The sequence below is a fragment of the Pantoea sp. sgz302252 genome, from assembly GCF_047713085.1.
In the GTDB taxonomy this organism is placed as follows: domain Bacteria; phylum Pseudomonadota; class Gammaproteobacteria; order Enterobacterales; family Enterobacteriaceae; genus Scandinavium.
Window position 1 is genome coordinate 1 of sequence record NZ_JBLFJW010000013.1, and the last position, 20704, is coordinate 20704.

Below are 20704 nucleotides of genomic sequence, written 5' to 3' on the forward strand. Positions count from 1 at the left end.
GCGCCTTCAGCACCGCGGGCTGTACGGTCTGCACCACGCTTCCCGGGCTGCCGCCGCTGTTGAGATTGATTACCGGCGCACTGATGTCCACCCCCGACGGGCTGATTACCACAAACGAACTCCCCACCTTCAGGGTGATTTTGCTGGCGCTGTCCAGCACCATCTCCCCCTGCGCCTTTATGCCCAGCGCACCGCTGATTTTTTGCGCCAGCTCACTGTTCACCTGCAGGCTGTATTTCCCTGCCACCAGGCTGATGTGGTCGCCGCTGGTTTTATGGTGCTGCGTGCCGTCCACGGTCACCTTGCGGTCATTCGCCACATACAGTCCGTCGTTGTGGCTGATGTTCGCCATCCGGTCATGTCTGACGCTGACCGTCTGGTCGTTTTGTACGGCGAGGTCCTGGTCATGCACCACGCTGATTTTCTGGTCATGGCCGATGGTTTCCGTGTGGTCAGCCTTCACATCCGTGCTGCGGTTGTTCAGCACCTCCGTGTCCATATCCTTCTGCGCGTGCAGATAAACCCTTTCCTGCCCGGTGGCGTCTTCAAAGGTCAGTTCGTTAAAGCCGCTGCCTTTATACGTTTTTGAGCGAACAGTCATCTGCGTTTTGGTGAGCGGCAGGTCTCCCGGCGGGCGGTTATCCTCGTGATAAGTCCGGCCCATCACCACCGGCTGGTCCGGGTCGCCGTTGAGGAAATCGACAATCACCTCCTGGCCCACCCGCGGAATGGCGAGATTGCCAAAACCCGCCCCGGCCCACGCCTGCGATACGCGTATCCAGCACGAGCTGTCTTCAGTGCAGCCGTGATAGCGGTCCCAGATGAATTTCACCCGAATGCGGCCGTGCTCGTCGCAGAAAATCTCTTCCCCTTCCGGGCCGGTGACCACCGCGCTCTGCGGGCCATCCACCCGGGGCTTTGCCCGCGGTGGCATGCGCCAGGTCCGGTCTGCGGGAATAACCGAGAACTGGTTGGTCAGCGTGGTGCCGCTGCCCTGGCTGCCGTGCAGGGCCTGCGGCTGGTCGCCGCTCAGCAGGCTGCTCACCACCTGCCACTCCCGGTTCAGGGCCGATGTGGGATGCCCGGTCAGGTTGAACCTCACGCCGGGCCACAGTACCGGAGAATTGCTGGTGCCGGTGGCCGTTTCCGCGTCCGAACGCCAGCCTTCCATCCGGTAGCGGGCAAAATCCGCGCCGTGCTGCTCGTCCTTATAGCGACCCGGATAATCGTAAATTTCATACTGCTGCCACTGGCCGTTGAGGTGTTCGCCTGCCTGGTCATAGCGCCCCGGCCAGCCCGGCACTTTGAAGGTGTAATCCTGCATCTGGACGGAAGAAGGTCGCACCTGTGCCTGATAGCTGAAGGCGCTTATGCAGCCCGTGGCGGCGTCGGTGAGATTGGGGTTAAACGGCAGCTCACCGGCAGAGGGGAGCGCGGCAACGTCATCGGTCAGGATCAGCGTCTGCTCTGCGTCCATGCTGTTAAAGAACAGGATGCCCTCTTCGGCCCACAGCCGGGACAGGAAAGCCAGGTCCGTTTCCCCGTACTGGACGCAGAATTCCCGCGCCGGGTGCGGCTCATACAGCACCGCTTTCCAGCCGGTGATGCCATTCTCTTCGAGCAGAAGCGCGGAAATACCCTGAATGTCCTGTTGCTGAAAGTGGCGGAAATTTTGCCGCAGGCCGCTGCGCCACAGGGGAGGACGGATGCTGAGGCTGTACTGCATCTGCCAGTGATTGGATTCCCGGGTACGAAACGCCGCCACCACGCCGCTGATGCAGCGCACGGGCGAGTTGCCCTGCCAGAGGGTCAGGGTGACTTCTTTTTCAAGCAGCGTGTCGGCGGTTTGTCCGAACGATGTGCTGGCGATGTCCACCTCCAGCGTAAACACCCGCGAATAACCTTGCCGGAGTTCGAAACGCACCACGGCGAAAGTGTTCGCGTCCTTACCCGCCACTTCCAGCGTAAAGCGCAGTCCTTTTAATGACACAGCTGACTCCTGTCAAAAGAGTAAAAATGCTGCAAAGGAAGGTAGGGATTTGGGGGATTTATTTTGTGATGCAGGCGAGGGTTTTCGAATGTATTTAGCTAAAAATCATTAAATATCAATAAATTAATTTACTTCGTGAATAAGTGACGCTGACAGATTGATGAGACTTAAAAAAATCTCCACGTCTAAAAGAAAGGAACGCCAACAGGCCAATCGAAGTAATATAGAAATCGCCCCCAAAATAGGCTGGAATGGGGGCAATACCATTAGGCATGGTGACTTACAGCAGCGCCAATCCGCCGGTTATTACACCACTTAGCGCCACGAGACCACCCGCCAGCCATAGAGCTTTCGCCGGAAACGCTTTGCGCAACATGATGAGCGAAGGCAGGCTGAGTGCAGGCAACGTGATAAGCAGTGCCAGCCCCGGCGCTACGCCCATACCCGCAAGCATCATGGTTTGCACGATAGGAATTTCTGCCGCCGTCGGGATCACAAACAAGCAGCCTGCAACCGCCATCGCGATCACCCAAAACAGCGTATTACCAACAACGCCATCGGCATGCGGGAACAGCCATACGCGAGCCGCCCCGAGAACCAGCACCGCCAGGATATAAACCGGGATCGTATTCCAGAACAGCGTCCACAGGGCTTTGCCCCAGCGAACGAGGAACGATGCGTTCTCCGCAACGTCAGGCTCAACGGTGACATCAGGCAGTACGGCAGGTTCTTTGACCCAACGTTGCACCAGCGTCGCTACGATCAACACGGTTGCCAGCCCAGCAACAAAGCGAATCAGCGTAAACTGCCAGCCGAGCACAAAGCCCATAAACACCAGTGTGGCCGGGTTCAGTAACGGGTTTCCCAGCCAAAAGGCCAGCACACCGCCCATCGAGACTTGTTGGCGGCGCATTCCCGCTGCCACTGGCGCGGCGCAACAGGTGCACATCATGCCGGGCAATGAAAACAGCGTGCCCAGCAGCGTTCCCTGAAAACGCGGTTGCCCTAGCGTTCTTAGCAGCCAGTCGCGAGGGATCAGCACCTGAATGAGCGACCCCAGCAATACGCCAAGCACCGCCGCTTTCCAGACAGCCAGAAAATAGACCATTGCGTAATCAAGCGCCGCTCGCAGAGGATTATCCGCGGCCTGAGCCAGAATGGATTTGCCGATGCTGTGAGTATCAGCGGCCGTGAACGCTTTCCCATAATAGGGCTGCCATTTCACATACCAGAGACCGACAATCACGACGAGGAAAAACAAAGCAGGCTTCCACCACGCCAGTGGGGAAGTTGCCTGAGAGGAAGACTGACCAGCCATACCGTGCTCCGGAAAGGAATAAAAAAATTGTGGGAAAGGATGTTACGCCTGGCTCGCCGCTATTTCACGTAATTTTGCCGACGTTATGATGTTAACCCCTTCTTTTTGTGGCGAGAGTGCTTCTTTTAACAGCGCACGGGCAACATCGCGAGCCTCGATGGATTTCCAGTTACCCGGCAAGAACGCAAACAGCGGAGCCAGCAGAGATTCATTGGTGCGTCGAACCTCACGGTCGCCAAGCAGCATCGACGGCCGGGCAATGGTCAGGCGCGGCCACTGCTGGGCTATCAGCGCTTCTTCCATTTCCCCTTTCACCCGATTGTAGAAAAACGGTGAATGCGCGTTTGCGCCCATCGCACTGACCACCAGCATATGCTGCGCGCCAAGACGCTGTCCGGTTAAGGCCGTGTCCACCACCAGCGTGTAATCCGCATGCACGAAAGCTTCTTTGCTGCCCGCTTCGCGCCGGGTTGTGCCCAGGCAGCAGAAAACAATATCTACTGGATCGTCCACCTGCGCCAGCGCATCGGTCAGTTGAGGATCGTGAGGGTTATGCACTTCTGCAGGAATAGTCGTCAGCGGGCGGCGTGTCGCGGCAGTGATACGCGCAATCTCCGGCTGCTGAACCAGCATTCGCAGTAAGTGTCCGCCCACTAACCCTGTCGCTCCGGTGATCAATACATTTGCCATGTGCTAAACCTGTCGTAACCAGTGGAATTTTTTACCGAAACCCAGAGTATTGTCGGTGAACTTCAGTTCATCAATGCGGATTTGCCACACCGGAGCAGGCATCATTCGGGCAACAGGAAAACGGCGGTTGTAACGCTCGCGAACAGCGGCGCTCTCTTCACCTTCCAGCAGGCGGATTTCACCACGAAACTGAACACCACGAATCAGGGCCACCGTTTTGGGTTGACCATTGACAGTGCCCGCGACGAGCGCACATTTGCCGCTCATTTGGGCATGGCGGGTGCTTTCTTCACTGAGGAGGTAAAACGAAACGGTCTGACGGTCGAAGAGATAAAACGCGCTGGCGGCCCACAGTTCACCGTCCTTTGCGACGCTCCAACTGACAACGTGCTGTTTTTCCAGCCATCGACTGATGAGTGCCAGTGACTCCATTTTTGCGCTCCCACGTGCTATGGTGCGCTCACCTTAACACAGGAGCAGGAACGTGTGCTGGTTCGTCTATTTGATTCGCACGGCCGATAACCGCTTATACACCGGCATCACCACTGATGTGGAACGCCGCTTTGCGCAGCATCAGTGCGGGAAAGGTGCTAAAGCCCTGCGCGGAAAAGGTGAACTCGCGCTGGCCTTTTTCAGAGAAGTGGGTGAGCACTCACTAGCGTTACGCCTGGAGTACCGCATCAAGCAGCTGACGAAACCCCAGAAAGAGCGCCTCGTCAGCGGTGATGCTTCGTTTGAGACGCTACTGGCGAGCCTCAGAAACGATTGAAGTGATCGCAGTATTCCACCAGCCCGTGTACGCCATTGAGCGCATCGTCTGCCAGCGGACGAACCTGGAATGCCGCTTCAGTGCCAGGCCAGCGGCAGCGAAGATCAAAACGCGCAGCCGGTTCAAAGCCCAGTTTGCCATACAGTGCCGGATCGCCAAGCGTCACCACGGCGGCATAACCAAACTCATTCAGCGAATCCAGCCCTTCATAGACTAACTGACGGCCAATGCCCTGCCCTTGATAGTCTTTTGCCACAGCCAGCGGCGCCATGCCCACCCACTGCAGCTCTTCGCCTTCAACGCTGACCGGGCTGAAGGCCACGTAGCCGACCACTTGCCCTTCGTCATCTGTTGCCACCAGGCCCAGGGTTATCAGGCCATCTTCCCGTAGGGAGTGCACCAAATCAGCTTCGCCGTCACCGTCAAATTCGCGGCGCAGCAGCGCATCAATGCCCGGCGCATCTATCCCAATCTCCACTCGAATCAGCATGGCTCACCTACCGATGTCTGTCTGGTTTGTGACGGGGCATTCAGACCCGCCTCCACAAAATCCGCCAACTGCATCAGCATGACTCGTAACGCTTTTGGCATCTGTTCAAGCTCAATGGCGTCCATCAGGTTTTTGACGTACAGCCCTAATTCTGTGTCGCCTTCAATCACCAGACGGCGCTGGAAAAAGAGCGTATCCGGATCCTGCTTGCGTGCGGCAATCATCAGCAGATCGCTGGCATCCGCGCTGAAACTCACATCGGCATCAGCGTGATTGCTGACGATAAGACGGTCGTTCTCAACGGAAGTGAACCAGCGCAGGCCGATATCACGCACTTCGATGCTCAGCCAACGGCCTTCGAGGAACTCCAGTTCCCCCTCCGCCAGCGCCTGGCGGAACTGCCAGCTTAGCATCTGTTCCAGCACCTGGCGTTTCAGCGCAAAAGGCGTGACCTTGACCGGGACACTCATCAGAGTCGGGCCCAGTTGTACCAGGCGTGAACGCAGTTTATCCAACACGAGCTTTACTCCCTTAATGCAATAGTCTGGTTATTCTGCCACATCCGTGAAGCCATATAGCGGCGTAAATCAACAATTCTGTCAGACAGCACCACCATTATTGGCAACATCAATGCGCTTTTAACTGCCTCAAATCAAAAATTGTCGACGGTGGGTTATCTAAAATCCCAGTTCGTTAACAATCCTGCGGCCCTGCGGGTCGCTGCCTTCAGGAAACATTATGGAACTGCTCTGCCCTGCCGGAAACCTTCCGGCGCTTAAGGCGGCCATTGAGAATGGCGCCGACGCGGTCTATATCGGCCTGAAAGATGACACCAACGCCCGCCACTTTGCCGGCCTGAACTTCACTGAGAAGAAGCTGCAGGAAGCGGTCAGCTTTGTTCATCAGCACCGCCGCAAGCTTCACATCGCGATTAACACCTTTGCGCATCCGGACGGTTATGCCCGCTGGCAGCGCGCGGTCGATATGGCAGCCCAGCTTGGCGCAGACGCGCTGATCCTTGCCGATATCGCGATGCTGGAGTACGCCGCCGAGCGGTATCCGCACATCGAGCGTCACGTTTCCGTTCAGGCTTCGGCCACCAATGAAGAGGCCATTCGCTTCTATCATCGCCATTTTGATGTCGCCCGCGTGGTGCTGCCGCGCGTGTTGTCTATTCATCAGGTTAAGCAGCTCGCCCGCACCACGCCAGTGCCGCTGGAAGTTTTTGCGTTTGGCAGCCTGTGCATTATGGCTGAAGGACGCTGCTATCTCTCCTCCTATTTAACAGGAGAGTCGCCGAATACCGTGGGTGCTTGTTCCCCGGCGAAGTATGTTCGCTGGCAGCAAACGCCGCAGGGGCTGGAATCACGCCTGAACGATGTGCTGATTGACCGTTATCAGGACGGTGAAAACGCAGGATATCCAACGCTGTGCAAAGGTCGTTATCGCGTAGACGGAGAGCCTTACCACGCGCTCGAAGAACCGACCAGCCTCAATACGCTGGAGCTGCTGCCGGAACTGCTGGCAGCCAATATCGCTTCCGTGAAAATTGAAGGCCGTCAGCGCAGCCCTGCCTACGTCAGCCAGGTGGCAAAAGTGTGGCGTCAGGCAATCGACCGCTGCATCGCCGATCCGCAAAACTTCGTGCCTCAGACGGCATGGATGGACACGCTTGGGGCAATGTCGGAAGGCACTCAGACCACGCTTGGCGCTTATCACCGTAAATGGCAGTAAGGAAGACGATGAAATATTCATTAGGGCCGGTGCTCTACTACTGGCCAAAAGAGACGCTGGAAGATTTTTACCAGCAGGCCGCCCAAAGCAGCGCCGACGTGATTTATCTCGGTGAAACGGTGTGCAGCAAACGTCGAGCCACGAAAGTGGGTGACTGGCTGGAGATGGCGAAAAGCCTGGCGAACAGCGGCAAGCAGGTTGTGCTGTCCACGCTCGCGCTGGTGCAGGCCTCTTCTGAAATTAACGAGCTGAAGCGCTATGTCGACAACGGTGATTTCCTGATTGAAGCCAGCGATCTCGGCGTGGTGAACCTCTGCGCTGAGCGCAAACTGCCGTTTGTCGCCGGACATGCGCTCAACTGCTACAACGCGGTGACCCTACGCCTGCTGCAAAAGCAGGGCATGGTGCGCTGGTGCATGCCGGTAGAACTTTCTCGCGACTGGCTGGTAAACCTGCTCGCGCAGTGTGACGAGTTGGGGATTCGCAATAAGTTCGAGGTGGAAGTATTAAGCTACGGTCATCTGCCGCTCGCCTACTCCGCCCGCTGCTTTACGGCACGTTCAGAAGATCTGCCGAAGGACGAATGCGAAACCTGCTGCATCAAATACCCTAACGGGCGCAGCGTGTTGACCCAAGAAAATCAGCAGGTCTTTGTGCTGAACGGCATTCAGACCATGAGCGGCTACGTTTATAACCTCGGTAACGAGCTGGCCTCCATGCAGGGCCTGGTTGATATGGTTCGCCTGTCGCCGCTCGGAACTGAAACGTTCGCGATGATCGATGCCTTCCGGGCAAATGAAAACGGTGCCTCGCCACTTTCGCTGGAAGCACACAGCGACTGCAACGGCTATTGGAAACGTCTCGCCGGCCTGGAACTTCAGGCGTAAATAAAAGCTCGCTTTGTTAACTACGGTTATCATTTTTTAATGCACTATTAAAAAATATGCCGATGACAAAGTGAGCTGTTATGACCGACAAATCGATCCCTTTCTCGCTGCTGGATCTGGCCCCGATCCCGCAGGGTTCTGCTGCCAAAGACGCGTTTGCCCATTCGCTTGATCTTGCCCGCCTTGCTGAAAAGCGTGGTTATCATCGCTACTGGCTGGCCGAACACCACAACATGACCGGTATCGCCAGCGCAGCAACCTCAGTCTTGATTGGCTATCTGGCCGCAAATACCACGACCTTACATTTAGGCTCCGGCGGCGTGATGTTACCCAACCACTCACCACTGGTGATTGCCGAGCAGTTTGGAACGCTCAATACGCTGTATCCTGGCCGTATCGATTTAGGTCTGGGTCGTGCGCCGGGCAGCGACCAGCCAACCATGCGAGCGCTGCGTCGTCATATAGGTGGCGATATTGATAACTTCCCTCGCGATGTGGCCGAACTGGTCGACTGGTTTGACGCACGTGACCCCAATCCTCAAGTACGCCCCGTGCCGGGATATGGCGAAAAAATTCCGGTGTGGCTGTTAGGTTCAAGCCTTTACAGCGCACAACTTGCCGCTCAGCTTGGCCTGCCGTTCGCTTTCGCTTCGCATTTTGCGCCCGATATGCTGTTCCAGGCGTTGCATCTGTACCGGACCAACTTCAAACCTTCCGAGCGTCTGGAAAAACCGTACGCAATGGTCTGTATCAACATCATTGCCGCAGACAGCAACCGCGATGCGGAATTCCTGTTTACCTCCATGCAGCAGGCGTTTGTGAAGCTGCGCCGGGGAGAAACCGGGCAACTGCCACCACCGATTCAGAATATGGATCAGTTCTGGTCGCCGTCAGAAAAATACGGTGTGGATAACGCGCTGGGGATGTCTCTGGTCGGTGATAAAGCGAAAATTCGCCACGGGCTGGAATCGGTGCTGCGGGAAACACAGGCTGATGAGATTATGGTTAACGGCCAGATTTTCGATCATCAGGCGCGTTTGCATTCGTTTGATTTGGCGATGCAGGTGAAAGAGGAGTTAGTGGGGTAGTTCAGTGTTTCCCCCTCTCCCTAACCCTCTCCCTAACCCTCTCCCGCGGGGAGAGGGAACATTCCGAGCCCGCTTTACTCCCTCTCCCTTTGGGAGAGGGTCGGGGAGAGGGAAACAAACCCACTGTTACTGATACACTGGCAGCAGATTAAAGCTCGACAGGAAGTGCACTACCACGTTGCCCACGCCAAAGAGCAGAATCAGCGCGATCATCGGTTTGCCGCCCCAGACGCGGAACTGCGGGCTGCCGAAGCGTTTGCGTGATTTACGTGCCAGCAGCGCTGGAACAATTGCCGCCCAGATGGTTGCTGCCAGCCCCGCATAACCGATGGCGTACAGGAAACCGTTCGGCCATAACAGACCACCAATCACCGGTGGCACGAAAGTCAGCAGCGCTGTTTTGAAACGCCCCTTCCCTGAATCGTCGAACTTGAACAAATCCGCCAGGTAATCAAACAGGCCCAGCGTCACGCCGAGGAAAGAACTAGCCACTGCGAAGTTGGAGAAAACGACCAACAGCAAGTCCAGACTGCGGCTGTTCAGCACACCACTCAGCGCCTGCACCAGCACATCAATGTTTCCACCCTTCTGCGCGATACCAATAAATTCCGGACGCGGGATATTACCCATCGTGCCAAGCAGCCAAATCACATACAGCCCCAGCGCCAACAGCGTGCCGTAGACCAGGCACTTAACGATGGTCTGTGGATCTTTGCCGTAGTACTTCATCAGGCTTGGGACGTTACCGTGATAGCCAAACGAGGCCAGACAGAACGGCAACGTCATCAGCAGGTAGGGTAAATAGGACGTGTTCTGCTGCGCGACGTTTAACAGCGTCGGCGCTTCTACGTGTCCCAGCAGACTGCCGAAGGTCAGGAAGAAGGTGATCACTTTTGCACCCAGCACAATCGCCGTCATTCGGCTGACAGCTTTGGTACTCAACCACACCACAAATGCCACAATCAGCGCGAAGCCGAGGCCCGCAAGGCGAGGCGGCACATTTAGCGACATTTCACTGAAGGTGTGATGCAGAATTGAGCCGCTTGCCGAGATATAGGCATAGGTCAGGATGTAGAGCACAAAGGCAATCGACAGCCCGTTGATCAGGTTCCAGCCTTTGCCGAGCAAATCTTTGGTGATGGTATCGAAGCTTGAACCAATACGGTAATTCAGGTTGGCTTCGAGGATCATCAGGCCCGAATGGAGCATGCAGAACCAGGTAAATACCAGCGCTGCCAGTGACCAGAAAAACCACGCGCCGGACATGACCACCGGCAGCGAAAACATCCCCGCACCAATAATGGTTCCGCCGATGATCACCACGCCGCCAAACAACGACGGACGAGTGGCTATGGTGGTTAATGTCGCCATAGGACCTGCTCTCCAGAAAAGTGAATGTGTTGCCAGTTTACGCGAAGAAATGTACCAGTACACGAGTACAATTGAAATAAAAAAAGCCCCGATAACCTTCATCGGGGCTGTATCGTTTACTTTACGTTAGCAAACGTAGTTTTTTACTCGGCAATTATGCTTCGGTAGGACGACGACGTACTGGCGCATCTTCACGACGCGGGCCACGGCCACCTTCGCGACGCTCACCGCTAAAACGGCCTGCGCCACCTTCACGACGTTCACCGCTGAAGCGACGACCTTCACCACGACCGCCTTCACGACGCTCACCGAAACCGCCACGACCGCCAGCTGGGCCACCGCGACGCTCACCGCCACCGGTACGAGGCTGCGCATCACCCATCAGCTGCATGTTCATTGGCTTGTTCAGGATGCGGGTGCGAGTAAAGTGCTGCAGAACTTCGCCCGGCATGCCTTTTGGCAGCTCGATAGTGGAGTGCGTACCGAACAGCTTGATGTTACCGATGTAACGGCTGCTGATATCGCCTTCGTTAGCAATCGCGCCAACGATATGACGAACTTCAACACCATCATCACGGCCCACTTCGATACGGTACAGTTCCATATCGCCAACATCACGACGCTCACGACGTGGACGGTCTTCACCACCACGCTCTGGACGATCGCCACGTGGGCCACGGTCACCGCGCGGTGCACGGTCGTTGCGGTCGAAACGATCGTCACGATCGCGGAACTCACGCTTAGGACGCATCGGCGCATCAGGTGGAACGATCAGAGAACGTTCGCCCTGAGCCATTTTCAGCAGTGCTGCAGCCAGCGTTTCCATATCCAGCTCTTCGCCTTCAACGGTCGGCTGAATTTGAGACAGCAGGCCACGGTACAGATCCAGATCGCTGCTTTCCAGCTGCTGCTGAACTTTGGCAGAGAATTTTTCCAGACGGCGTTTGCCCAGCAGTTCTGCGTTCGGCAGTTCCACTTCTGGAATGGTCAGCTTCATGGTGCGTTCGATGTTACGCAGCAGACGACGCTCGCGGTTCTCAACGAACAGCAGCGCACGGCCAGCACGACCCGCACGGCCAGTACGACCAATACGGTGAACGTAAGACTCAGAATCCATTGGGATATCGTAGTTTACGACCAGGCTGATACGCTCAACGTCCAGACCACGTGCCGCAACGTCGGTGGCAATCAGGATATCCAGACGACCGTCTTTCAGGCGGTCCAGAGTCTGCTCACGCAGGGACTGGTTCATGTCACCGTTCAGCGCGGCGCTGTTGTAACCGCTACGCTCCAGCGCTTCTGCCACTTCCAGAGTCGCGTTTTTGGTACGAACGAAGATAATCGCCGCATCAAAATCTTCCGCTTCCAGGAAACGCACCAGCGCTTCGTTTTTACGCATGCCCCAGACAGTCCAGTAGCTCTGGCTGATGTCAGGACGGGTGGTCACGCTTGACTGAATGCGGACTTCCTGCGGCTCTTTCATGAAACGACGAGTAATACGACGAATCGCTTCTGGCATGGTGGCAGAGAACAGCGCGGTCTGATGACCTTCTGGGATCTCCGCCATAATGGTTTCTACGTCTTCGATGAAGCCCATGCGCAGCATTTCGTCAGCTTCATCCAGTACCAGACCGCTCAGTTTAGAGAGATCCAGAGTACCGCGTTTCAGGTGATCCAGCAGACGACCCGGCGTACCGACGACAATCTGTGGACCCTGGCGCAGGGCGCGTAATTGCACGTCATAACGCTGGCCGCCGTACAGGGCTACCACGTTTACGCCGCGCATATGTTTGGAGAAATCCGTCATTGCTTCAGCAACCTGTACCGCCAGTTCGCGGGTTGGTGCCAGCACCAGAATTTGTGGTGCTTTCAGCTCAGGATCAAGATTGTGCAGCAGCGGCAGGGAGAACGCTGCAGTTTTTCCGCTACCTGTCTGGGCCATACCCAGTACATCGCGGCCATTCAGCAAATGCGGAATACACTCTGCCTGGATTGGTGATGGTTTTTCGTAACCCAGATCGTTCAGAGCGCTAAGAATGGAGGCATTCAGCCCCAGATCAGAAAAAGTAGTTTCGATGATATCAGTCATGTAGTACATGTGCCTCATTGATGGCGGCCAGTCTACGTAACTCATCGTGAAATTGATCTGCAATTTTCATTGAAAAGTGTGAACCGGCTCAAATTTGGTGAATTAACGAACAATAAAGCCCTCACCCGCGAAGATGATGGCAATCAAAAAAGATTATGGGCTGATTTGTTCGTCAGCTATTGCTGGTCCGATTCTGCCAGGTCGTCTTGCTCCTGGCCCAAGAGCGCTAATTCCAACAATGCGTATCGGTGCTCAACAAAGTTATGAACGTTGTTAGCAACCGCCAGTTTGAACAGTGCCGCAGCGCTGTCCTTGTCCCCCAGACTTAGGTAGTACTTACCTAAATAGAAGTTTGTTTCACTGAGATGCTCAGCGAGCGAGGTGTTATCCGTTGCGTCTGCCTTCAGCTTGTCCATCAGCGTTGCTTCGCTAATGTTACCGAGGTAGAACTCGACAATGTTCCATCCCCATTGCTCTTTGTCCGATTTTTCATAGCGCTGCTTCAGTGCTACGACAGCCTGCTTCTCATCGAGCTTCTGCTCAACGATATAAAGCCACAGGCTACGGAAAGGATCATTGGGATCGTCTTGATAAAACGCCAGCAGATCATCTTGCGCTAACTTAGCACGACCACCGTAATACAACGCGATGCCGCGGTTTAAGTATGCGTAATTGTAAGTTGGATCAAGCTCAAGTACAGAATCAAACGCTTCATAGGCAGCATCAAAATTGCCTGCCTGCGTTAAATAAATGCCTAAGTAATTGAATACTTCAGGCATATCCGGTCTGATTGCCAGCGCTTGCGAGAAATCGTTACGCGCTAATGCCCTCAAACCGAGACTATCATACAACACTCCGCGCTCATATAAAAGCTGTGCGCGTTCATCATCGGTTAAAGCCCGACTGGCAAGAATCTGTTCCATACGGGCCAGAATCACTTCTTGCTGTAAAGTCGGTTGCAATGGCACCGCCAGGACTTCGCTCTTACGCCAGGCAGAGTTGCTGCATCCTGCCAGCGTGAGTGCTGTCGCAACGAAACACCAGCGCAAAAAAGGCTTCATTTCCCACTCCCGAAGACAACAATTGGATGAACGTCCTGTTCCCCGGTGGCTCAACAAGCGTCCTGCCCGGAATGCGCCCTCCGCAAAGGCGGAGGGCAAATGGCAACCTTACTCGCCCTGTTCCGCTGCCGGAGCTTCCGGCGCGGCCGCAGGTTGAGTCTGCTCGGTCGCTTCTTTAATGCTCAGACGTACACGGCCCTGGCGATCAACTTCCAGAACTTTAACCGGTACTTCCTGACCCATCTGCAGATAGTCAGTCACTTTCTCTACACGCTTGTCAGCGATTTGAGAGATGTGAACCAGACCTTCTTTACCGCCGCCGATAGCCACGAACGCACCGAAATCAACGATACGGGTAACTTTACCGTTGTAGATACGACCGACTTCGATTTCAGCAGTAATTTCTTCGATACGACGGATAGCGTAGGCCGCTTTGTCGCCATCCGTTGCTGCGATTTTCACGGTACCGTCATCTTCGATTTCGATGGTGGTGCCGGTTTCTTCCGTCAGCGCACGGATAACAGAACCGCCTTTACCGATAACGTCTTTGATCTTGTCTGGATTGATCTTGATGGTGTGGATACGCGGTGCGAACTCAGAGATATCGCCACGTGGCGCGTTGATCGCTTGTTCCATCACACCCAGGATGTGCAGACGAGCACCTTTAGCCTGGTTCAGAGCAACCTGCATGATCTCTTTGGTGATACCTTCAATTTTGATATCCATCTGCAGGGCAGAGATACCGTCGCGGGAACCCGCTACTTTGAAGTCCATATCGCCAAGGTGGTCTTCGTCACCAAGGATGTCAGACAGTACGACAAAGTTGTCGCCTTCTTTCACCAGGCCCATCGCGATACCTGCTACTGCAGATTTCACCGGTACGCCTGCGTCCATCAGTGCCAGAGAAGCACCGCACACGGAAGCCATGGAAGAAGAACCGTTAGATTCGGTAATTTCAGACACCACACGTACGGTGTATGGGAATTCGTCAGTGGTTGGCATCACTGCCAGCACGCCACGCTTCGCCAGACGGCCGTGACCGATTTCACGACGCTTCGGTGAGCCAACCATACCGGTTTCGCCCACAGAGTACGGAGGGAAGTTGTAGTGGAACAGGAAGCTGTCAGTACGCTCGCCCATCAGTTCGTCGATGTTCTGTGCGTCACGGGCGGTACCCAGAGTCGCGGTTACCAGCGCCTGAGTTTCACCACGGGTGAACAGTGCAGAACCGTGAGTACGCGGCAGTACGCCAGTACGCACGTCCAGACCACGAATCATGTCTTTTTCACGGCCATCGATACGCGGCTCGCCTGCCAGTACACGGCTACGAACGGCATTTTTCTCGATGTCGTGCAGGATGTCGCCGAGGTCATTGGCGTCCAGCGTTTCATCTTCAGCAACCAGGGTCGCGATCACTTCAGATTTGATAGCATCAACCTGAGCGTAACGTTCCTGCTTGTCAGTGATGCGGTAAGCATCGCTCAGACGAGCTTTAGCCAGTTCAGCAACGCGCGCATTCAGCGCTTCGTTGACGGCTTCTGGCTGCCAGTCCCAACGTGGTTTACCGGCTTCTTTCACCAGATCGTTGATGTTCTGAATCACGATCTGCTGCTGTTCGTGGCCATAAACAACCGCACCCAGCATGGTGTCTTCGCTCAGCAGTTCTGCTTCGGATTCAACCATCAGTACAGCGGCTTCAGTACCGGCAACAACCAGGTCCAGTTTGCTGGTTTTCAGCTCTTCCTGGGTCGGGTTCAGCACGTACTGGTCGTTGATGTAACCCACGCGAGCGGCACCAATTGGGCCGTTGAATGGAATACCGGACAGAGACAGCGCTGCAGAAGCACCGATCATCGCCACGATATCAGGGTTAACCTGTGGGTTTACGGACACAACGGTCGCGATAACCTGAACTTCGTTCACGAAGCCTTCCGGGAACAGCGGACGAACCGGGCGGTCAATCAGACGCGCAATCAGGGTTTCGCCTTCGCTTGGACGGCCTTCACGACGGAAGAAGCCACCCGGGATTTTACCAGCAGCGTAAGTACGCTCCTGATAGTTAACAGTCAGTGGGAAGAAGTCCTGGCCTGGTTTAGCTTTTTTCTGGCCGACAACGGTCACGAATACCGCAGTGTCATCCATGCTAACCATTACAGCGGCAGTAGCCTGACGAGCCATCATGCCGGTTTCCAGGGTTACGGTGTGTTGGCCGTACTGGAATTTACGAACGATCGGATTTAGCAAAATTTTACCCTTTCTTGATAAGGGACAGCGCACCACTGAGCGTGCCATCCATTGACCCGATCTTCTGGCATCCTCGCGACTAATGACAATCCTAACCGTCGTGGGTTAAGCCTCTCATTAGCCGCGCGAAACTCTGCTCGGAAGATCATTTATCGCAGCAATACAAACAATACATGAGTTTCAGCCTAATTGCTGCCATCTGGTTGAAAAAAGGGGCCATAAAGGCCCCTCTTTCTGAAACTCGCCAGAATTAGCGACGCAGACCCAGACGCTCGATAAGCGCAGTGTAGCGTGCAACATCTTTACGCTTCAGGTAGTCGAGCAGTTTACGACGCTGAGAAACCATACGCAGCAGACCACGACGGCTGTGGTGATCTTTTTTGTGCTCAGAGAAGTGACCCTGCAGGTGGTTGATCTGAGCGGTCAGCAGTGCAACCTGAACTTCGGTAGAACCACTGTCGTTAGAACCACGACCAAACTCGGAAACGATTTTTGCTTTAGCTTCAACGCTTAGAGACATTTTAAACTCCAGAATTAATAAGGAAAAAGGGTGCCGATCTCTAATTCAGCGACCCCAGGATTAACGCTGCCCTACGGGTAAACCGGTGTTCAGACGTTAAGCCGCAATATTCTACCTGCAGCGACTTGTTATCGCAAGGTGAGCGATTATTGCGGGTACTCAACGACCAGACGGCGTGGTGCCACGCGGCCTTCATCGTCAATTTCGCCCATACCGATGAATTTGGCTTCATCGCCTTCTGTCACGCGGACCAAACCGGTTGCTGTCACGTTCGAAGTACGCACAGGATTACCGTTTTTGAAGTACACGGAAGAGGTCAACGGCAGGTTCACCACCGGGAAGTCCGATGCCGGACTGTCCATCGGCATGAGGAGAGGATCCAGCAACTGGGCAGCTGGAATATCTTGCGCTTGTGCCTGAGCAACCAGCGCATGGAGCTGTTCCAGTGTCACCATCCGCTCAACCGGGTAACGGCTCACCGCCAGACGACGCAGCATAATGACGTGTGCGCCGCAGCCGAGCTTCTCACCCAGGTCATCAATGATTGTCCTGATGTAAGTGCCTTTCGAACAGTGGATCTCAAGCTCAAGCTCATCGCCTTCATGGCGAATAAACAGCAGTTCGTAGACCGTGATCGGCCTGGCCTCACGCGGAATATCAATGCCCTGACGAGCGTATTCATACAGCTTTTTACCCTGATACTTCAGCGCCGAATACATCGAAGGCACCTGCTGGGTATCACCGCGGAAGCTGTCCAGTGCAGCAGCCAAATCGGAGGCGCTGAAAGTCATTGGGCGCTCTTCGACGATTTGACCATCGGCATCAGAGGTGTCAGTACGCTGCCCGAGCTTCGCAATCACGCGATAGCGTTTGTCGGAATCAAGCAGATACTGAGAAAACTTGGTGGCCTCACCGAGACAGACCGGAAGCATACCGGTCGCCAGCGGATCGAGCGCGCCGGTGTGCCCTGCACGGTTAGCGTTATAAAGACGCTTTACCTTTTGCAGAACGTCGTTGCTGGAGGCACCCTGAGGCTTGTCCAGCAGCAACACACCGTGGATATCGCGGCCACGACGACGAGGACGACTCATTAGTCCTCCTTGCTGTCGTCCGGGTTCACACGACGCTCATCGTCATGCTTCACCACGTTGGTTACAAGGTTGGACATACGCATCCCTTCAACCAACGAGTTGTCGTAGAAGAAGGTCAGTTCCGGCACGATACGCAGGCGCATCGCTTTACCCAGCAGCGTACGAATGAAGCCAGACGCATCCTGCAAAGCACGGATGCCCGCTTTAACAGCGGCTTCGTCTTTGTCATTCAGGAAGGTCACAAACACTTTGGCATAGGCCAGGTCACGGGAGACTTCCACACCGGAGACGGTGGTCATCAGGCCAAGACGTGGATCTTTAATTTCGCGCTGCAGGATGATAGCAATTTCTTTTTGCAACTCCTGACCGACGCGCTGCGGGCGACCAAATTCTTTCGCCATAATAAATTCTCCAGAATAAAGACAACAAAGGGGCTATTAGCCCCTTCAGATTGCTGACAAAGAAGGAAAAAGCGTGGTTTTTCCTTCTTTGTGGTGAGCAGCCGAAAATCAATGAATTGATTTTCCTGGTTTTTTGTTCGGTCGCTAATGACAAAACGGCACTCGTTAGAGGTTTATCATCAGTCTCAAAGGGGCTATTAGCCCCTTTTGAAATTCATGCCGGGTGGCGCTTCGCTGACCCGGCCTGGACGCTGACTAATCCTTAAGGGATTAGTCGATGCTGCGTTGGATCTCAATGATCTCGAACACTTCGATCATATCGCCAACACGAACGTCGTTGTAGTTCTTCACGCCGATACCACATTCCATGCCGTTACGGACTTCGTTAACGTCATCTTTGAAACGACGCAGGGATTCCAGCTCGCCTTCATAGATAACCACGTTGTCACGCAGAACGCGGATTGGGTTGTGACGCTTGATGTTACCTTCGGTAACCATACAACCGGCGATCGCACCGAATTTCGGCGATTTGAACACGTCACGAACTTCAGCCAGACCGATGATCTGCTGTTTCAGCTCTGGTGACAGCATACCGCTCATCGCTGCTTTCACTTCGTCAATCAGATGATAGATGACGGAGTAGTAACGCAGATCCAGGCTTTCAGCATCAATGACGCGGCGCGCAGAAGCGTCAGCACGGACGTTGAAGCCAACCAGGATAGCGTTGGAAGCAGCAGCAAGCGTAGCGTCGGTTTCGGTGATACCACCCACGCCAGAACCGATAATCTTCACTTTCACTTCGTCGGTAGACAGTTTCAGCAAGGAATCGGAGATCGCTTCGACAGAACCCTGTACGTCGGCTTTCAGAACGATGTTCACTTCGTGAACTTCGCCTTCGGTCATGTTGGCAAACATGTTCTCCAGCTTGGACTTCTGCTGACGAGCCAGTTTGACTTCACGGAATTTGCCCTGACGATACAGCGCAACTTCACGCGCTTTTTTCTCGTCACGAACAACGGTCACTTCATCACCGGCAGCCGGAACACCGGACAGACCCAGGATTTCCACTGGAATGGACGGACCTGCTTCCAGAACTTCCTGACCCAGTTCGTCACGCATCGCACGAACACGACCGTATTCGAAGCCACACAGAACGATGTCGCCCTTGTGCAGAGTCCCTTCACGAACCAGAACGGTAGCAACCGGACCACGACCTTTATCCAGGAAGGATTCGATCACTGCACCGCTTGCCATACCGTTACGCACCGCTTTCAGTTCCAGAACTTCAGACTGCAGCAGGATTGCGTTCAGCAGGTCATCAACACCGGTACCCACTTTTGCAGAGACTGGGATGAACTGCGCTTCACCGCCCCACTCTTCCGGCATAACACCGTACTGAGACAGTTCGTTCTTAACGCGATCCATGTCCGCTTCAGGCTTGTCGATTTTGTTCACAGCAACGACCAGAGGCACCTGCGCCGCTTTCGCGTGCTGGATAGCTTCGATGGTCTGCGGCATGACGCCGTCGTCTGCTGCAACAACCAGAACTACGATATCCGTCGCCTGAGCACCACGAGCACGCATGGAGGTAAACGCGGCGTGACCCGGGGTATCCAGGAAGGTGATCATACCGTTGTCAGTTTCAACGTGGTAAGCACCGATATGCTGGGTAATGCCACCGGCTTCGCCAGACGCCACTTTCGTTGAACGAATGTAGTCGAGCAGAGAGGTTTTACCGTGGTCAACGTGACCCATGATGGTAACGACTGGCGCACGTGGCTCAGCAGCAGCACCGGTATCACGGTCGCTCATTACCGCTTCTTCCAGCTCGTTTTCACGACGCAGGATAACTTTGTGGCCCATCTCTTCGGCAACCAGCTGTGCGGTTTCCTGGTCGATGACCTGGTTGATGGTCGCCATAGCGCCCAGTTTCATCATCGCTTTGATGACCTGAGAACCTTTGACGGCCATCTTGTTAGCCAGATCGCCAACGGTGATGGTTTCGCCAATCACAACGTCACGGTTTACGGCCTGAGCTGGCTTCTGGAAGCCCTGCTGCAGAGTGGAACCTTTACGCTTACCGCCTTTACCACCACGGATGGCAGCGCGGGCTTCTTCGCGATCGGCTTTGGATTCAGCGTGCTTATTGCCTTTCTTCGCTGGACGAGCCGCTTTCGCGCTACGAGTGCGGCCACGGCCGGCTTCGCTTTCACGATCGTTTTCGTCTTCAGCCTGGCGCGCATGCTGAGAAGTGGTGACGTGATAATCGCTGGTATCCTCAGTCGGCTCAGCGTTATTCACCCCATTTTTCTCGTTTTCTTCGGCCATGCGGCGGGCTTCTTCCGCGACGCGGCGAGCTTCTTCTTCAAGCTTGCGACGCGCTTCTTCTTCCGATTTACGCTTCAGCTCTGCAGCTTCAGCTTCACGGCGGGCTTTCTCAGCCTGGGCGGTTTTGGTCATATCGTCTGTCTGTTGATTGCTCACTTTGTCTTTTTCCGCAACTTCACGCTTCGCTTTTTCAGCGGATTCGCGCTTAGCTTGTTCTGCGGCCTCACGTTCAGCTTTTGCCTGTGCCTCACGCTTGGCTGTTTCTTCAGCCTCACGACGGGCTTGTTCTTCCGCTTCACGCTTCGCTTCTTCTTCCGCCAGACGGTCAGCTTCCTGCGGGTCACGTTTTACAAAGGTACGCGTTTTGCGGACTTCAATCTGCACCGATTTGCTCTTACCACCGGTCCCCTGAACGCTCAGGGTGCTCCGGGTTTTACGCTGCAGCGTCAGCTTGTCAGGCGCTGAACCGTGTTCACGGTTCAGGTGTGCTAACAAGGTTTGTTTTTCTTGCGCGGTCACAGAATCTTCAGCTTTCTTCGGGATACCTGCATCAGCAAATTGCTGTACCAGGCGGTCCACGGAAGTCTGAATTTCTGCGGCCAGCGTTTTTACGGTTACATCTGTCATGCTGTT

20 protein-coding genes are annotated in these 20704 nt (G+C 54.9%); 5 read left to right on the forward strand and 15 right to left on the reverse strand.

Features of this window, described 5'->3' with window-relative positions; genetic code table 11:
• The 4 genes from tssI to ACLW56_RS11680 all read right to left on the reverse strand — a co-directional run.
• Window positions 1-1990: type VI secretion system tip protein TssI/VgrG (gene tssI, locus ACLW56_RS11665; RefSeq protein ID WP_330983944.1), on the reverse strand; the 1990-nt coding region annotated here is incomplete at its 3' end.
• Between the two features lie 280 nt (window positions 1991-2270).
• Entirely contained in the window at window positions 2271-3308 is a 1038-nt protein-coding gene (locus ACLW56_RS11670) for a permease (RefSeq protein ID WP_330983945.1), read from the reverse strand.
• A gap of 42 nt (window positions 3309-3350) precedes the next feature.
• The gene (locus ACLW56_RS11675) at window positions 3351-3998 is read right to left on the reverse strand and encodes an NAD(P)H-binding protein (RefSeq protein ID WP_330983946.1); all 648 of its coding nucleotides are present in this window, start codon (window positions 3996-3998) and stop codon (window positions 3351-3353) included.
• Between the two features lie 3 nt (window positions 3999-4001).
• Window positions 4002-4430 carry a YhbP family protein gene (locus ACLW56_RS11680; RefSeq protein ID WP_330983947.1) on the reverse strand — a complete coding sequence of 143 codons (429 nt, stop codon included), beginning with the start codon at window positions 4428-4430 and terminating at the stop codon, window positions 4002-4004.
• 52 nt (window positions 4431-4482) lie between these two features.
• On the opposite strand from ACLW56_RS11680, the gene ACLW56_RS11685 reads away from it, so the two are divergent.
• A complete protein-coding gene (locus tag ACLW56_RS11685; protein WP_330983948.1) occupies window positions 4483-4767 on the forward strand; it encodes a GIY-YIG nuclease family protein in 285 nt (94 codons plus the stop codon).
• Here ACLW56_RS11685 and ACLW56_RS11690 read toward each other — a convergent pair.
• Both ACLW56_RS11690 and ubiT read right to left on the reverse strand, forming a co-directional pair.
• Window positions 4754-5257, reverse strand: a complete 504-nt coding sequence (locus ACLW56_RS11690) for an N-acetyltransferase (RefSeq protein ID WP_330983949.1) — start codon at window positions 5255-5257, stop codon at window positions 4754-4756. The two genes, ACLW56_RS11685 and ACLW56_RS11690, sit on opposite strands and share 14 nt — an antisense overlap.
• Window positions 5251-5775, reverse strand: a complete 525-nt coding sequence (ubiT, locus tag ACLW56_RS11695) for a ubiquinone anaerobic biosynthesis accessory factor UbiT (RefSeq protein ID WP_330983950.1) — start codon at window positions 5773-5775, stop codon at window positions 5251-5253. Before ubiT ends, ACLW56_RS11690 begins: the two co-directional genes overlap by 7 nt.
• A 220-nt stretch (window positions 5776-5995) precedes the next feature.
• Here ubiT and ubiU point away from each other — a divergent pair, with 220 nt between their 5' ends.
• The 3 genes from ubiU (at window position 5996) to ACLW56_RS11710 (ending at window position 8966) form a co-directional block, all read left to right on the forward strand.
• A complete protein-coding gene (gene ubiU, locus ACLW56_RS11700) occupies window positions 5996-6991 on the forward strand; it encodes a ubiquinone anaerobic biosynthesis protein UbiU (RefSeq protein ID WP_330983951.1) in 996 nt (331 codons plus the stop codon).
• A gap of 8 nt (window positions 6992-6999) precedes the next feature.
• Window positions 7000-7878 (forward strand): U32 family peptidase, encoded by an 879-nt coding sequence (locus tag ACLW56_RS11705; protein ID WP_415377767.1) that lies wholly within the window; start codon window positions 7000-7002, stop codon window positions 7876-7878.
• Window positions 7879-7958: 80 nt separating this feature from the next.
• Window positions 7959-8966: a luciferase-like monooxygenase gene (locus tag ACLW56_RS11710; protein WP_330983953.1), complete on the forward strand. Its 1008-nt coding sequence runs from the start codon at window positions 7959-7961 to the stop codon at window positions 8964-8966.
• Window positions 8967-9092: 126 nt separating this feature from the next.
• Here the strand turns inward: ACLW56_RS11710 and mtr are convergent, their stop codons facing one another.
• The 8 genes from mtr to rbfA all read right to left on the reverse strand — a co-directional run bounded on the left by mtr (window position 9093) and on the right by rbfA (window position 17743).
• Entirely contained in the window at window positions 9093-10337 is a 1245-nt protein-coding gene (gene mtr, locus ACLW56_RS11715; RefSeq protein WP_330983954.1) for a tryptophan permease, read from the reverse strand.
• 154 nt (window positions 10338-10491) lie between these two features.
• Window positions 10492-12426, reverse strand: coding sequence for a DEAD/DEAH family ATP-dependent RNA helicase (locus ACLW56_RS11720; RefSeq protein WP_330984060.1), 1935 nt, complete (start codon window positions 12424-12426; stop codon window positions 10492-10494).
• A complete protein-coding gene (gene yrbN, locus ACLW56_RS11725) occupies window positions 12419-12496 on the reverse strand; it encodes a protein YrbN (RefSeq protein ID WP_099458804.1) in 78 nt (25 codons plus the stop codon). Before yrbN ends, ACLW56_RS11720 begins: the two co-directional genes overlap by 8 nt.
• 106 nt (window positions 12497-12602) lie before the next feature.
• Window positions 12603-13487 carry a lipoprotein NlpI gene (gene nlpI / locus ACLW56_RS11730; protein ID WP_330983955.1) on the reverse strand — a complete coding sequence of 295 codons (885 nt, stop codon included), beginning with the start codon at window positions 13485-13487 and terminating at the stop codon, window positions 12603-12605.
• A gap of 108 nt (window positions 13488-13595) precedes the next feature.
• Complete coding sequence (gene pnp, locus ACLW56_RS11735; protein ID WP_330983956.1) at window positions 13596-15731, reverse strand: polyribonucleotide nucleotidyltransferase; 2136 nt, start codon at window positions 15729-15731, stop codon at window positions 13596-13598.
• 250 nt (window positions 15732-15981) lie between these two features.
• The gene (gene rpsO, locus ACLW56_RS11740; protein ID WP_312625433.1) at window positions 15982-16251 is read right to left on the reverse strand and encodes a 30S ribosomal protein S15; all 270 of its coding nucleotides are present in this window, start codon (window positions 16249-16251) and stop codon (window positions 15982-15984) included.
• Between the two features lie 146 nt (window positions 16252-16397).
• The gene (gene truB / locus ACLW56_RS11745) at window positions 16398-17342 is read right to left on the reverse strand and encodes a tRNA pseudouridine(55) synthase TruB (RefSeq protein ID WP_330983957.1); all 945 of its coding nucleotides are present in this window, start codon (window positions 17340-17342) and stop codon (window positions 16398-16400) included.
• Window positions 17342-17743 carry a 30S ribosome-binding factor RbfA gene (gene rbfA, locus ACLW56_RS11750; RefSeq protein ID WP_330983958.1) on the reverse strand — a complete coding sequence of 134 codons (402 nt, stop codon included), beginning with the start codon at window positions 17741-17743 and terminating at the stop codon, window positions 17342-17344. The genes truB and rbfA overlap by 1 nt, the downstream gene beginning before the upstream one ends.
• A gap of 50 nt (window positions 17744-17793) precedes the next feature.
• Here rbfA and ACLW56_RS11755 point away from each other — a divergent pair, with 50 nt between their 5' ends.
• Window positions 17794-18009 (forward strand): hypothetical protein, encoded by a 216-nt coding sequence (locus tag ACLW56_RS11755; protein WP_330984062.1) that lies wholly within the window; start codon window positions 17794-17796, stop codon window positions 18007-18009.
• 4 nt (window positions 18010-18013) lie between these two features.
• On the opposite strand, the gene infB is transcribed toward ACLW56_RS11755, so the two are convergent.
• A complete protein-coding gene (infB, locus tag ACLW56_RS11760) occupies window positions 18014-20698 on the reverse strand; it encodes a translation initiation factor IF-2 (RefSeq protein WP_330983959.1) in 2685 nt (894 codons plus the stop codon).
• Between the last annotated feature and the right edge of the window lie 6 nt (window positions 20699-20704).

Bases quoted from the DNA above. Each gene is read 5' to 3' on its own strand.
- ACLW56_RS11670 (WP_330983945.1), bottom strand. From the start codon at position 3,308: ATGGCTGGTCAGTCTTCCTCTCAGGCAACTTCCCCACTGGCGTGGTGG.
- ACLW56_RS11675 (WP_330983946.1), bottom strand. From the start codon at position 3,998: ATGGCAAATGTATTGATCACCGGAGCGACAGGGTTAGTGGGCGGACAC.
- ACLW56_RS11680 (WP_330983947.1), bottom strand. From the start codon at position 4,430: ATGGAGTCACTGGCACTCATCAGTCGATGGCTGGAAAAACAGCACGTT.
- ACLW56_RS11690 (WP_330983949.1), bottom strand. From the start codon at position 5,257: ATGCTGATTCGAGTGGAGATTGGGATAGATGCGCCGGGCATTGATGCG.
- ubiU (WP_330983951.1), top strand. From the start codon at position 5,996: ATGGAACTGCTCTGCCCTGCCGGAAACCTTCCGGCGCTTAAGGCGGCC.
- ACLW56_RS11705 (WP_415377767.1), top strand. From the start codon at position 7,000: ATGAAATATTCATTAGGGCCGGTGCTCTACTACTGGCCAAAAGAGACG.
- ACLW56_RS11710 (WP_330983953.1), top strand. From the start codon at position 7,959: ATGACCGACAAATCGATCCCTTTCTCGCTGCTGGATCTGGCCCCGATC.
- mtr (WP_330983954.1), bottom strand. From the start codon at position 10,337: ATGGCGACATTAACCACCATAGCCACTCGTCCGTCGTTGTTTGGCGGC.
- ACLW56_RS11720 (WP_330984060.1), bottom strand. From the start codon at position 12,426: ATGACTGATATCATCGAAACTACTTTTTCTGATCTGGGGCTGAATGCC.
- yrbN (WP_099458804.1), bottom strand. From the start codon at position 12,496: ATGAAAATTGCAGATCAATTTCACGATGAGTTACGTAGACTGGCCGCC.
- nlpI (WP_330983955.1), bottom strand. From the start codon at position 13,487: ATGAAGCCTTTTTTGCGCTGGTGTTTCGTTGCGACAGCACTCACGCTG.
- rpsO (WP_312625433.1), bottom strand. From the start codon at position 16,251: ATGTCTCTAAGCGTTGAAGCTAAAGCAAAAATCGTTTCCGAGTTTGGT.
- truB (WP_330983957.1), bottom strand. From the start codon at position 17,342: ATGAGTCGTCCTCGTCGTCGTGGCCGCGATATCCACGGTGTGTTGCTG.
- rbfA (WP_330983958.1), bottom strand. From the start codon at position 17,743: ATGGCGAAAGAATTTGGTCGCCCGCAGCGCGTCGGTCAGGAGTTGCAA.
- infB (WP_330983959.1), bottom strand. From the start codon at position 20,698: ATGACAGATGTAACCGTAAAAACGCTGGCCGCAGAAATTCAGACTTCC.